The 12,674-nt window shown below is 68.1% G+C and carries 11 protein-coding genes; 3 read left to right on the top strand and 8 right to left on the bottom strand.

The genetic code is table 11. The annotated features are described in order from the left end of the window. Positions 1-567, top strand: a 567-nt coding sequence (locus tag Q0840_RS14215) for a hypothetical protein (RefSeq protein ID WP_298460466.1), incomplete at its 5' end; no start/stop codon positions are given. Positions 568-789: 222 nt separating this feature from the next. Then, a complete protein-coding gene (locus Q0840_RS14220; RefSeq protein WP_298460468.1) occupies positions 790-3,111 on the top strand; it encodes a hypothetical protein in 2,322 nt (773 codons plus the stop codon). Positions 3,112-3,147: 36 nt separating this feature from the next. On the opposite strand, the gene Q0840_RS14225 is transcribed toward Q0840_RS14220, so the two are convergent. The 6 genes from Q0840_RS14225 to Q0840_RS14250 all read right to left on the bottom strand — a co-directional run bounded on the left by Q0840_RS14225 (position 3,148) and on the right by Q0840_RS14250 (position 8,428). Then, a complete protein-coding gene (locus Q0840_RS14225; protein ID WP_367183137.1) occupies positions 3,148-3,693 on the bottom strand; it encodes an NUDIX domain-containing protein in 546 nt (181 codons plus the stop codon). After that, positions 3,672-4,550, bottom strand: coding sequence for a hypothetical protein (locus Q0840_RS14230; protein ID WP_298460470.1), 879 nt, complete (start codon positions 4,548-4,550; stop codon positions 3,672-3,674). The genes Q0840_RS14225 and Q0840_RS14230 overlap by 22 nt, the downstream gene beginning before the upstream one ends. A gap of 624 nt (positions 4,551-5,174) precedes the next feature. Beyond that, positions 5,175-5,429, bottom strand: coding sequence for a tyrosine-type recombinase/integrase (locus tag Q0840_RS14235; RefSeq protein ID WP_298460472.1), 255 nt, complete (start codon positions 5,427-5,429; stop codon positions 5,175-5,177). A gap of 876 nt (positions 5,430-6,305) precedes the next feature. Next, the gene (locus tag Q0840_RS14240; RefSeq protein ID WP_298460474.1) at positions 6,306-7,172 is read right to left on the bottom strand and encodes a hypothetical protein; all 867 of its coding nucleotides are present in this window, start codon (positions 7,170-7,172) and stop codon (positions 6,306-6,308) included. Positions 7,173-7,390: 218 nt separating this feature from the next. After that, on the bottom strand, positions 7,391-7,963 hold the full coding sequence (locus tag Q0840_RS14245; protein ID WP_298460476.1) for a hypothetical protein: 573 nt from the start codon (positions 7,961-7,963) through the stop codon (positions 7,391-7,393). A 297-nt stretch (positions 7,964-8,260) separates the two neighbouring features. Further along, positions 8,261-8,428 carry a hypothetical protein gene (locus Q0840_RS14250; RefSeq protein WP_298460478.1) on the bottom strand — a complete coding sequence of 56 codons (168 nt, stop codon included), beginning with the start codon at positions 8,426-8,428 and terminating at the stop codon, positions 8,261-8,263. Between the two features lie 447 nt (positions 8,429-8,875). Here Q0840_RS14250 and Q0840_RS14255 point away from each other — a divergent pair, with 447 nt between their 5' ends. After that, positions 8,876-10,492, top strand: a complete 1,617-nt coding sequence (locus Q0840_RS14255) for a CYTH and CHAD domain-containing protein (RefSeq protein WP_298460480.1) — start codon at positions 8,876-8,878, stop codon at positions 10,490-10,492. A 119-nt stretch (positions 10,493-10,611) separates the two neighbouring features. Here the strand turns inward: Q0840_RS14255 and Q0840_RS14260 are convergent, their stop codons facing one another. Both Q0840_RS14260 and Q0840_RS14265 read right to left on the bottom strand, forming a co-directional pair. Beyond that, the gene (locus Q0840_RS14260) at positions 10,612-11,358 is read right to left on the bottom strand and encodes a phosphocholine cytidylyltransferase family protein (protein ID WP_298460482.1); all 747 of its coding nucleotides are present in this window, start codon (positions 11,356-11,358) and stop codon (positions 10,612-10,614) included. After that, positions 11,355-12,440, bottom strand: a complete 1,086-nt coding sequence (locus Q0840_RS14265; RefSeq protein WP_298460484.1) for a CDP-glycerol glycerophosphotransferase family protein — start codon at positions 12,438-12,440, stop codon at positions 11,355-11,357. The genes Q0840_RS14260 and Q0840_RS14265 overlap by 4 nt, the downstream gene beginning before the upstream one ends. Between the last annotated feature and the right edge of the window lie 234 nt (positions 12,441-12,674).

A 12,674-nucleotide genomic window follows, 5' to 3' on the forward strand; every position in this document is an offset into this window, starting at 1 on the left:
TTGGGCACGGTGCACATCCTCCCAGCGGTGCCCCTCGGCACCACAGGTCAGGTGTCACCTATCCGTGCAGCAGACCCCCGCCTGCTGTCGGCGATCGGCACGACTCACCTCGTGGGGGCCATGGTCAGCGCTCGCTCGAAGGACCGCCGAAGCGCCGATATGCACCTGGCCGGCGCCCGCCGTGCGGCGACTGTGCTCGGGTCCGACGGCAACCACATGTGGACCGCGTTCGGCCCGACCAACGTCACGATCCACGAGGTGGCCGTCGCGGCCGAACTTGGCGACTTCCAACGGGCGGCAGCCCTAGGCCAGCAGGTCGACGCATCATCGATGCCGATGGAGCGGCAGGTCAGGCACAGTCTGGAGGTAGCGAGAGCGCTGCACTTCCAGCGCAAGCAACCTGAGGCGCTCGCGCTTTTGCTCGGAGCCGAGCTGCGCGCCCCTGAGCAGGTACGGCGGCACTACATGACCCACTCGCTCCTCCATGAGTGGCTTCGCACGCGACGCGTGACGCCCAGCACCGAGCTACACGGTTTGGCCAGTCGAGCCGGCATCCTCGCCGAGTGATCCGACCGCTACCTATCCTGACCACGTGACCGAGGAAGAGAAGTTCGCTACCCCCCGCGTGGCCGCCGGCGGAGCCGGCGCCTTGATCTCCTAGAGGCCAATTCGGCAGAGTAGCGTGAGCAACTATGAGTCGCAGGTGTCCGCGTAGATCGATAGCGGGCCCTGGGTTTTCGCCGGGCAGCCGCGCACCGCTTCAGTCAATCTCTACTAGGATGCCTGCGCATGACATATGAAATGGCCGAGGTTCGTGGACGGGTATCCATCCGTCCATGGAGGGTGAGTCCGCTGGTGGACGCAACATCGGCGACCGAGGTTCGCAATGCGATTGTGCGACTATCGGGGGTGTGGGGCGGCTATTACATGCCGATCCTCGATGTGAGGAGTTCGCCTGACCATTTGGAGGCTCAGGCCGAGATTCTTGATGTCGACTCGATCTATGCCGATGGGCCCGCGGGTCCTCACGAGGAACTTCTGCGCAAGGAAGGGTGGAGTTGGCCGGGAGGGAAAGAGTGGGGGCCCTTTAGCCGCTCGGAGCAAGGTTTCCGCACGGCTCTACTGCCGACAAACGCTGTGCTCAATTCCCGTGAACATGTTCTACTCCCAATCTGGCAACCGGGCGACACTTCTGATCTTCTATACGCTGCGACCTGGGGCGTACCCGAGGGTCTAGCCGACGGCGTCAGCGCGCGGCGGGATATTCAGATAGATACCGCGACGCTCAACGAAGTCCTGGGTTCGTGGAACGCAGGCGACTTGCAATCCGTTGGACTGTTGGACGTCGGCCGTCGACATGTCAGCATTCGATATGGCGCGGGGCTCGTTGGTTATCACGGAGTTTACATTGTGCGGGCCGGGCGCCCCGAAGACGTTGTAGGCTTCTGGAACTTGCGAAGTCACGGCATGCGGATGGTTGGCGTGCCGGACGACGGAGAAGCGGATGTCGTCGCCGCCCTGCTCGATGTTGGCTTTGCGGGCGTAGATTGGCAGTCGGGCGGGTCGCAGGCGGAGTCAAAGCGTGTGCTCAGCGTGTGGGGCATGGACGATGCCTCCACGTCCACAGTTCGTGCGATTAAGGAAGCTGCACATCGGTCCGGACTCGTTGCACTTCGTCGGGACCGCGAGCACTCTCCCCACCGCATGTTCCAAGGCCTCAAGACACCGTTCGTGCGTTCCGTCCGGGTTGACTGCCGGCCCGAGGCTCGCTGGTTCGACGTCCAGTTGCCAGCATTCGGACTAAGTGACGAGCCCGACGCCATTGCACGCGGCGTAGTCGCCGCCGAAGTATCGGTACATAGTGTGAATGGTCTAGATCCCCGACGCACGGCATCCATACCGCCTTTTCGTAGGCACTCGTCGCTATTGCGCTCGGCAGTCACGACCGAGAGTATTCGGCACTACCGCGTGACAAGCGAGGGCTTCGCGCTTGGCATCGAGGCCACCCGTGATAACGTCCGCGTGCCGTTCGCATACAATCTCGATGTAATGGCCGTCTTGTTTGATGACGAGGCAGTCACTATCGGTCAATCAGAGCTCGGGAAGTTCCAGACACGCGCCGCTGGCAAGCTAGGGGGGGCTTTTAGTGGCGTCTTGAATCAACCGGGAATTCGCGCAGCGCTCGCTCTGACGGCGGCTAGGGCGACAGGGGTTACGTTTCCGCATCTTCGCGAAGAGATCAGACGTAATCGAGGTTCTTGGCCCGACTCGCTGTTCGGGCCGGAGACAGATGAAAAAGCGTACGCGGCGGGTCAGTTGGACTTTCTTTTGCATAGCGGTCTTTTCGTCCCCATGTTGCGGGTCCACTGTAGCCACTGCCGGGTCGAACGCATGGTGTCTGCTGACGAGTTACTGGCCACGATGCGCTGCGAGCTCTGTGGGCAAGAATTCGGTCTGGCGTTGTCTTTATCGCTTGCGCCGAGCGAGTGGCGACTACGCCTTGCGGCTCATCTTCGTCCAGACCAGGTTCAGGCGCTCATGCCCGCCCTGGCGGTAACAGGGTTGATCCGGCAGTTCCGTCACATCGAAGAGCCTCCACTCGCCCACGTTCTTGGCCTTGAGGTGACCGCCAAGGGCAAGACGGTCGAGGTCGACGTTGCGGTGTTCATCCCGGACCGCGATTGGCTTGCAGTGCTCGGTGAGGTGAAGACAAGCAACCGCATCGATGGGAAAGACATTGACGGGCTGGAGAACCTACAGCGAAGACTTCTTGAGCGCGGCGTCCGCTGCATGTTGCTGTTCGCGACACTTAAGGAGCGCTTCACCGACGACGAGCGCCGGCAACTACGTGGCCTCGTGGAGCGATCCTCTCCTCTTAAGCTAGCGAGCGGGGCGTTGGCGCCGAACCTGCCAATCGTTCTGACGGGTCCGGATCTGTCGCAGCCGCCAGGCAGCCGGGATCACCCCTGGAGATGGAAGACACCCGCCGGGATTGGCTATGGCCTTGTGAGTACAGCTCAGGCCTCGTGCGAGCGCAACCTCGGGCTCAAAGAAGTGGCCGCGGGGCTCGAAGATGGTGAGCCGATGTTCCACTTCGAATGGGGCGATTGAAGATCCCGTCCGTGGCGGCGCACAACGTTCCATCTCTCATTTGGAGTGGCGTGTAGGCACAGGCCTGTCGTGCTCGAGATAGGTTGCGGTGTCATGGCGTGCGGCGTGGGATACACGACGAGCCAGGCGCTCGGGCATCAGGCCGGCTAGTTCTTCTACGCGGAAAAATTGAGCTTCGGATAGTTCCCTGTGATCGAGATCGAAGCGGTCGAGGTCCTCTTGCGCGAGCGTGCCACCGCGAAAGATGAACAGGAGTTTGTCACCTTCTGCGGGGTGCGGCGCCCAGTCCGAGACCAGTAGGTCAGTGACGTCCAGGTGCGCGCCGAGCTCTTCGCTCACCTCGCGAATTGCGGCGGCGCGGGGACTCTCGCCCTTCTCGACGTAGCCGCCCGGGATCTCCCAGCCGTCCTTGTAGGTCGGCTTCACGAGCAGGACGCGGCCGGTGTCATCGCGGAATAGGACGCCGGCGCCCGGCCTGCGGGCGGCGCTAGCGCGCCGTCCTCGGCCGGGCGTGCCGCACTCGACTGTACGGGCGCCCAGGTAACGACAACGGAGCTCCGCTATTTGACGGTTCGGAGAAATCTGATGCCAAACCCGCTCTTCGCGGCCCGATCCAACATCGTCGTCTGTACCACCTCCGGCAGCCTTCCGCCCACTTCCAGAGTAATGCGGCGCTGACTATCGACTTCGATCGGTCGTACACGCACCTGCACGCCCGCCGCTATCTCCTGCAGGTCCACGATCACGGCGACAGCGTCCGCAGGGAAGTCTCCGACAAGTTTCAGCGTCTCGTCAGCACGCGCGTGCCACCTGAAGTTGGCCAGCAAGTTTTCGGCCGAGCTGTGTGTGTCGTCGGACTCGCGGTCCCTTTTGCTTCCGCGCAATTCGGTGAGCACGAGATCCAGTTTTGCCGCGATTGGGTCATCTCCCTCGGGGGGAGTGCTCGCGCGCCTAGTGAGACCAAAGTACTGCCATAGAGGGTTCGACCCTGCGGCCCTATCCGCACTCGCACGAATGTGCGCAGCAAGTTTCTCAACCTCGCCCTCAAGCTTCCACGGCGCGAGGGTTGCGTCATACTGAAGTGTATTAATGCCTGACGTATCGAACGGCAGTCGTTCAGTCGTGGAGTCGCGAACTAGGGCAATCGGGCGGTCGAGCGCGGTGCGGATGCCAAGCTCAAAAAATACGTTCGGATTGTGGCGGCTGATATCGCAGAGCACTAGGTCTGCCAATTCCAGGTTCTTCACGATCTCGGCGTGAATGAGGTCGGCTCCACGCATGATTGGTCGGACGGCTTCAAATCCCGCTCGCTCGACCGCTGGTGCAAACAGGTGGTCGAGTACGTGAATAAAGTGCTCGATGTCACCACCGTACAAATCGAGGTCTTCGGGGTGAGTTGTCAAGGGCATGGCTATGAAGCATCTACGGGGGTCCGCCATGGCGACATGCTCGCAGAAACCGCGCCCACCTGCCGCGCCTATGGCGGGCGCGTTGCGAACAGGGTTGGCAGCGCTCGTTCACCAAGCACCGGCCCCACTTGGATCACGTTGGACTGCGCGATCGAACCTCCGAGCCGCCGACCCGATGGCCGAGCATCCGCCCGCCTCCGGCCCGCGTCAAGGGTGCCTGCGGCGTCACTACGTGATGAGCTGCGCTCACCCTTGACCCGGGCCTCCGTCGGGCTCTTTGCTCCGCTATCGGGTCGGTGGCTCTCCCTGGTCGCAGACCGCGCCTGTTGCGTGCCTGATGGGACCGCGGATCACGCTCGCACGTACCGATTGGTTGGCTACCGCGCTGACAGTCACCCCTGCAGTCGCACGTGTGCTGCCCGCGAGGGTGACCCATCTGACCTCCACGCCAGATCCCGAACTGGTGGTCTCGGTTGAGGTCGGGTCCACGTGCGGGTCCACGTCGTGGCGAGAACCACCATGGTCGCCCGGTCCGTCTACCAGACGCGACCTGCGCTTCCATGCTGCGCGCGCGGCCTACGTGGACGTCCAGACCAAATCAGCGGGTTCGGGGTTCGAGTCCCTGATGGCGCACCACCACCGCAGGCCAGCGACCTACACCGGGTCGCTGGCCTGAGGCATGTCCGGGGCCGGGTCCACGTGCTGTGCCGGGTCTCGATCGAACAGCGTGTCCAGGCTGGGCGCGACGTCGGCTCGGGGCAGCCGCCGGCCCATGTGGACGTCCTGCGTCATCGACACCCTCGCGTGGCCGAGCTGGTCGGCGATCGACCTCGCCGTCGACCCGTGCTCGTCGAGCAGCGTCGCCACCGTCCGGCGAGCCGTGTGCGGGACGAACCACTCGAACTCCATACCAGCCGCACCATGCGGACACCGCGACTGACGTCGTCGCAGTTCCACCAGCCGCCCGTGGTGTCGAGGAAGACCGCTCCGGCGCCGTCCGACGACGCCGGGCGCTCGCGCAGCATCGCCACGCACCAGACCGGCACCGGCAGGACGCGCTGCGACATCGTCGACTTGCGCCCGTGCCTCCTTTGCCTCGCAGGAGCGGTCGAGGACCTGAACACCCCGCCCGCCGCATCGCCTCATCGACAGACTGCGTGAGCGCTCGCTGTGCTGCCACCTTCGAGCGCCCGAGCGCGGTCCACCGGCCGCGGCGGCCCTGGTGGTCGCGGAGGTAGACCCGTGCCGCCACCGAGCCGTCGGGCGCACAGTGCGGGTGATCTCCGCTCGCCCGCCAGGTGCCAGGTGCCGCATCAGGCGACCACATCGATGGACAGACTGTCCCTGTACCTGGGCGTACCCGTGAACGATCGGTACGCCTGGCGCTCGGAGTGCCGAGGACCCTGCTTGGCCCGTCGCGTGGGTCGGTACCTGCACTACGGCCCGGACAACATGCGCGAGTGGGTGGCCAGGCAGCCGATCAACTCCGGCAGAGCGCACTGGACAGCGCGGACATGAGTTCTGTCCGGGAGTCACGTGCATGCGGCCCCGTGTCGGTCGGGCTTACCGCTTTTGCGCGGTTGGACTTCGGCGTGCGACCGCCGCTGCACGTGCGGCCACGTGCGTGTGTCGGCCGAAGCGCTTTCTAGTCAACCAGGTTCACCTTCCGCGCTTCGGCACTCGGCGGGACTGACCATCAGGGCGCAGGCTCCTGATCACCCGAGTCGCCGCTGACCTTCGGCCTTCCTCCTCTCCTACAGCCGTCCATCGTCGATGCACGCATGTTCAGAACAGCGCGAAGATGCCTGCGACGACCTTCCCGACGTCCACGATCTTCTTACCCACCGCGACTGCCTCATCGAGGTCGTGTGAGAGCATGTTGCGGGGGTTCTCCACCAAGAGAAGACGCACGGCAGCCATCTTCGCCATGATCTCCGTAGGGACGACCTCCTCGTAACTGCTTGTCCGCGACGAAGGTTTCCCCGGGATCCACGTGCCGTCCACGCCGAGGGTGTGCAGCTCGCTACGCCACAGCACAGCGTTGGCTTCGTCCACCACCAGCACGCCGCACGCTCCATGAAAGCCATAGGACTCGTTGCGAGTCCAGACATGCAACTCGGTGTGCAGTCGGCCGTCTCTGGTCAACGTCGCGTCGGCGGAGACCCACTTGCCTCTCGACAGTCGCGACTGACCGTTGATGCGCATCGGGAAGAGTGACTCGGCCGGCAAGACGGTCACCGTGAACGTCTCCCACTGAGCCGCCGCTGAGCGGTTGGCGACAACTTCCCGACCGCCCGCCCCTTCTGCGCAGATGTAATGCCCGTCATGAACTCGGAAGTGGACCTGGCAGCCGGAGGCGATGTCGGCGACACCGTCGACGCGCTCGATCAGGAAGGTCTCCCAGATGGACGGAACTGTCCTGTTGGCCACGACCTCCCTGTCCCCTCCACCTTCGGCGCACAAGAAATGCATGCCATCGGCGGTCACGATGTTGACCGGCACTCCGGATCTGAGCTCTGCGCCCTGGGCAGCCACGAGGCGGAACGTCTCCCACTGGGCCGGCCACGTACGAATCGCGTTGACACCACCACCGCCGCCGCCGTCCGCACTCACGTAGTGCTGGCCGTCGTAGGTCTTGAGCTGGATGAACATGAGTCCCCCTCGATCGGCCGGGTCTGGTCGGGGCCAGACGTCGATGCCCACACCTCGTGGGCCGGCTCAACACCCACGATGCTGACGACGCCACCGGCCCCACAGAGAACTTGGTCCTGAGCCACTCGACCGACTGCAAAAGCAGCTGAAGACGCGCGCTGCCCGCGCCATCGAGTTGCAGCCGCCCGTCCACGAGGATCTCGTGGGCGGGCGGAGCCTCATGCATGGCCCCGGACCGGCGGATGACCGTCCTGGTCGGCGCGTCCGGCAGCGCTCAGAGGCGGCGGAGGCGGCGGCGCATTCGGAGGTCCGATGTCCATCGACCTCTCCCGCAGTAGCATCGCCTGCTTCTGGCGTTCGAGGCGACGCTCGAGCCGCTTCAGGCCCCAGGTCGTCCGAGGGACTGCATAGGGATCGTGTGAGAACAGGCGGTTGATAGGAGGAGCGTCCTCGACCGCCTGGCGGACGTCGTCCTCCAGAGCAATGAGCCGGCCAGCGAGGGCCTTCAGCTCTGCGGGCGCCAGGTCGACGTCCGTGTAGTAGCCGGCATCATATTGCGCGCCGGTCTTCTGGTCGACACCGGGCACGGCAACATATCGGGTCTGAATGCTCTGCCAGCCTGCGCGACAGACATCGTTCAGCGGACCCTCCAACCTCATGAGGTCGCTGGCCGCCCTGCGGTGCTTTCGTGCTCGTTCGGTTGGGTCCCACGCCGCGTTGAGCGCAGAGACCACGGCCGTCGTGACGGCGAACACCGCCGTCAGAGCATCGTTGTTCGCGAACAGGCTCACCGCACTCAGGGACGCTGCGAGCGCAAGAGCTAGTCGGGTCCAGGAATCGAGGACGCTCCATCGCCCAGCGAGGATGTCATGCTTCTCGGCGCGCCACTGGGCCTCCTCAAGCGCCCAGCCCGCGCGGTCGTAGAGTTCTTGTCCCGATTGAGGATCCAGCCTGCTCGCCGTTCTCCGCCGGCTGGGGGCCCGGCGTCCGCGATTCCCCGCCGGAGCTCTGACCTCTCGGCTTGTCGTTGTGGCCGTACCAAAGTCAGTGGACATACGCCTCGCCTCCTAGCGAGACCACCAAGACAATCAGTCGAGCAATGCTGCGGCAAGGGACCAAGGTCCGGTGCCTGCGTCGCCGGCCACGACCCCTTTCGCGAACGTGATGTGGGCGGGAGCGAGCTCGTCCAGATCCGCGGTGACGCTGTTGTCGGCCGCCCACCAGGTGCAGGCACCGGCGATCGTCAGCGCGCCCACGCGCAGGTCGGCGCTGCAACGCTTGGAGCCGGCGGGGTGGGACGGGAGTCGAGTACACCGTCGCTCGCCGCCAGACGCGCAGCCGCTTCGCCGGCGGGGGTGACCCTCGACTCCCGGATGGCGCACCATCACCGCAGCTCGAAGGTCACCACGGCGCCGGGGGGCCGGTCGTCCGAGGTGACGTCGACGTGGCCCTCGAGCGGCCCGTCGATGCACACGTACTCCGCCATGACGACCTCCGGACGACGAGCGCAACCGCGGGCGTGATCCACGCGGGTGGGGGTGGTGCAGAGTTGAATGGTGCGGCTCCGTGGGCGCTGCTCCGCTGAACGGCGCATGAACGGTTGGTGAACGCCGGGCGCGTCGGCACATCCGCGCCGCGGCGGCGCGCGGCAGTCACGCACGGAACGACGGCGGCCACCTCAGGCCCGGTGGTACCACTGGCCCATGACGGAGCCACACCTCGAGGTCGAGGCGAAGTACGAGGCGGACGCCGCGTTCGAGATGCCGGACCTGGCTGCACTGGTCGAGTCGGTGCGCGGGGACGGTCGCGCGCCCGAGGGGGACCACGACCCGTGGACCGCGGGCGAGGCGGCGACGCAGCGGCTCCGGGCGACCTACTTCGACACCGCCGAGCTCGACCTGGTCCGGGCGGGCCTGACCCTGCGCCGGCGCACCGGCGGGGCCGACGCCGGGTGGCACCTGAAGGTGCCGACGGCCGACCGCGCCCGGTCGGAGGTCCGCCTGCCGCTGGGCCGGGGGACCACCGAGGTCCCCGCGGAGCTCGAGTCGATGACCTACGCGGTCACCCTCGGGCGTGCGCTGGTCCCCGTGGTGCGGATCGTGACCGCCCGGACGGTGCGGCAGCTGGTGGACGGTGCGGGGCGCGTCCGCCTGGAGGTCGCGGACGACCGGGTGACCGCCCGCCGGCTGGCGGCGCCCGGGACGTCCGAGCGGGACGGTGACGACGAGGTGTGGCGCGAGGTCGAGGTCGAGCTGGTGGACGCCGACCCGGGTCTGCTGGACGCCCTGGACCCGGCCCTGCGGGCGAGCGGTCTGGTGCCCGCCGGATCGGCGTCGAAGCTCGCCCGGGTGCTCGGGCCTGTGGCGGACGACGGCGCCGTCGGGCACGGCGCCGCACCCGTGAACCCGAGGCCGGTGCGGGCCGGGCGGTGGCGCAGGTCGTCGCCTGCCGGCGACGTCGCCCTGGCCCACATCGGCGCCCAGGTGGACCAGATCCGGGCTCTGGACCTGCCCGTGCGCCTCGACGCGCCCGGTGCGGTGCACGCGATGCGGGTTGCCAGCCGGCGCCTGCGCAGCGCGCTGCGGACCTACGAGCCGCTGTTGCGCGCCCACCGGACCCGGCCGCTCGGCATCGAGCTGCGCTGGCTGGCCGGCGTGCTCGGGCAGGCCCGCGACGCGGAGGTCATGCGCGACCGGGTCGTCGGGTCCACCGAGCAGCACGGCTCGGCGGACCTCGACGACGGTGCGCGGGACGAGGTGCGCGGCGAGCTCGACGCGACGTACCGCGCCGCCCACGACGACGTGCTCGCCCAGCTGGACGGCGAGCGCTACCGGGAGTTGCTCGCCGCGCTGACCGGCTTCATGGCCGACCCGCCGCTGCGCGGCCGTGCCCGTCGACCCGCCGGCGACGTCCTGCCCCGGCTCGTGGGGCGCAGCGAGCGGCGGGTCCGTCGCACGATGCGGGCCGCCCACGCGGCCGACGACGCCGCGCGCCGTGAGGAGCTGCTGCACGACGCGCGCAAGGCCGCCAAGCGGGCGCGCTACGCCGCCGAGTCGGCCGCCCCGGTGTTCGGCAGGGACGCCCGCCGGCTGGCCGCGGCCATGGAGGCGGTCCAGGAGCACCTCGGCGACCACCTGGACTCGCTGAACACCCGGGCGCGGCTGACCGAGCTCGCGTCGCGCACCCCGCGGCCGAGCACGGCGTTCGCGCTCGGGCGGCTGCACGCCCAGGAGGAGGTGCGGGCCGAGCAGTCGGCGGCGCGCGCCGACGCGGCCTGGCGCGCCGCGAAGAAGGAGCGCCTGCGCCGCTGGCTGCGTTGATCGCGCCACCGACCGCGCCACCGACCGCGCCACCGACCGCGCCACCGACCGCGCCACACCGACGCCGCCGACCGCGCCGGAGTGCCCCAGCACCCGACGCGTCCGGTCGCGAGACGCGGTCAGAAGGCGGAGTCGCCCATCGGCTCCATCCAGAGGTTCGCGGCGTCGATCTGGTCGGCGCGCTCCAGGTCGTCGGCGAAGTCGACCTCGACGACGTCGAAGGCGGACACGTCCACGGGGGCGACCCGCAGACCGCGACGCGCGATGGCCGTCTCCAGGGCGCGCTCGAAGTAGTCGGTCTCGGCGCAGTCCCGCAGCTCCTCGATCAGCACGGCCTTGTCCGACGCGCTGACGTAGTTGATCCCCACCGCTTCGCCGAGGCCATCGGTGACCGTCTTGGACAGCTCCCGCACGAAGCCTTCCGCGTCGACCGTGTACTTGACCTCCTCCTCGGCGACGGCCGCGGTGTTGACGCACACGAAGGTCTCGTCGCGCTCGAGCCACGGCCGCACGTGCCGCAGCACGCGCGGGTCGAAGACGATGTCGCCGTTCATCCACAGCACGCCCCCCGGGTGGGAGGTCTCCAGGGCGCGCAGCAGGCTCTGGGAGGTGTTCGTGGAGTCGAAGAGCTCGTTGTAGGCGAACCGCAGGTCCGGGTGCGCCTCCATGATCAGCAGCGCCTTGAAGCCGACCACGACGGCGACGCGGACGTCGGGTCCCAGGGCGGACGTCAGGTTGTCCAGCTGCTGGCGCATGATGGTGCGCCCGTCGCGCAGCGGGGTCTGCGACTTCGGCAGCGGCCGGCCGAGCCGGGTGCCGAGGCCCGCGGCCAGGATGACGGCCTGCACGGCCGGGGTGCGGCTCACGCGGACACCACCGCGGCGGGCAGGAGGAGGTCGAGCACGCGGTCGGCGGCGCGACCGTCCTCGGCGTGGCAGAACCGCTCCCGGAACTCCCGGTAGCGGTCCGCGGACGCCGCCTGCACGGCGTCGAGGTCGGCCAGGGCGTCCAGCACCTCCTCGCCCGTCCGCAGCAGCGGTCCGGGCGCGATCTCGGCCAGGTCGAAGTAGAAGCCGCGCAGCACGTCCCGGTAGTGCTCGAGGTCGTACACGAACGACAGGATCGGGCGGCCGGTCAGCGCGAAGTCGAACATCGCCGAGGAGTAGTCGGTCACCAGCACGTCGGCGGCCAGGTACAGGTCGTTGATGTCGGGGTGGTCCGAGACGTCCACGACGCCGGGCACGTCGCCGCCGCGGACGGCGTCCGGCACCAGGTGGTGCAGCCGCAGCAGCAGGACGTGGTCGTCGCCGAGGCGCTGCGCGAAGCGGTCGGGGTCGAGGGGCAGGCCCGAGGCGGGCGCGTCCCGCAGGCGGTCGTCGTCGCGCCAGGTGGGCGCGTACAGCACGGCGGTCCGGCCGTCCTCGATGCCCAGAGCGGCGCGCACGCGGTCGCGGCGTGCGGCGGCGTCGGGCGCGAGCAGGGCGTCGTTGCGCGGGTACCCGGTGACCGGGACGCGGCCGGTGAAGCCGAACGCGGCACGCAGCGGGACGGCGGCCGCCTCGCTCGGCCCGAGCAGGACGTCCCAGCGGGTGACGTCGTCGTCGAGCCGGGCCAGCACCTCCTCGCTGTCGGTCTGGCTGAGCGCGTCCCGGTGGATGCGCTTGAGCGGCGTGCCGTGCCAGGTCTGCAGGTAGGTGGTGCCCGGGCGCTTGTCCCACACCGGCAGGTGGTTGTCGGCGACGACGACGTCCGCCCCGTGCAGCGCCGCCAGGGCCTGCGGGGTGCGCACCGGGACCGTCACGGTGCCGGCGGGGAAGGCAGCGGCGCGCGAGGGGTGGGCCAGCCACACGTGCTCGACGTCGGCCGCGGTGCGGGTCAGCGCACGCTGGTGGAGGGCTCGCGGGCTGTCGGAGTACCGCCCCCCGAAGCTGTAGTAGACGATCTTCACGCTGCTCTTCCTGTCGTCGGACGGGTCACGCGATGGTGGACCCACGGTGAAGTGTGCCGCCTGCGCGGCCTCGACGACGCCGCGCGGCTGCGCGGGCGGCGTCCGGCGGCTGCGGTCGTCGGTGAGGGAGGGTCGTCGGCGAGGGTGACCGCCCGCCACGCTGTCCCGGTGGTGGGAACCATTGTGCGGCCGACGGCGGTTGGTTGGGGCCCTCCGGCGTCACCGCGTCAGGGC

It is taken from the genome of uncultured Cellulomonas sp., from assembly GCF_947494015.1.
In the GTDB taxonomy this organism is placed as follows: Bacteria; Actinomycetota; Actinomycetes; order Actinomycetales; family Cellulomonadaceae; genus Pengzhenrongella.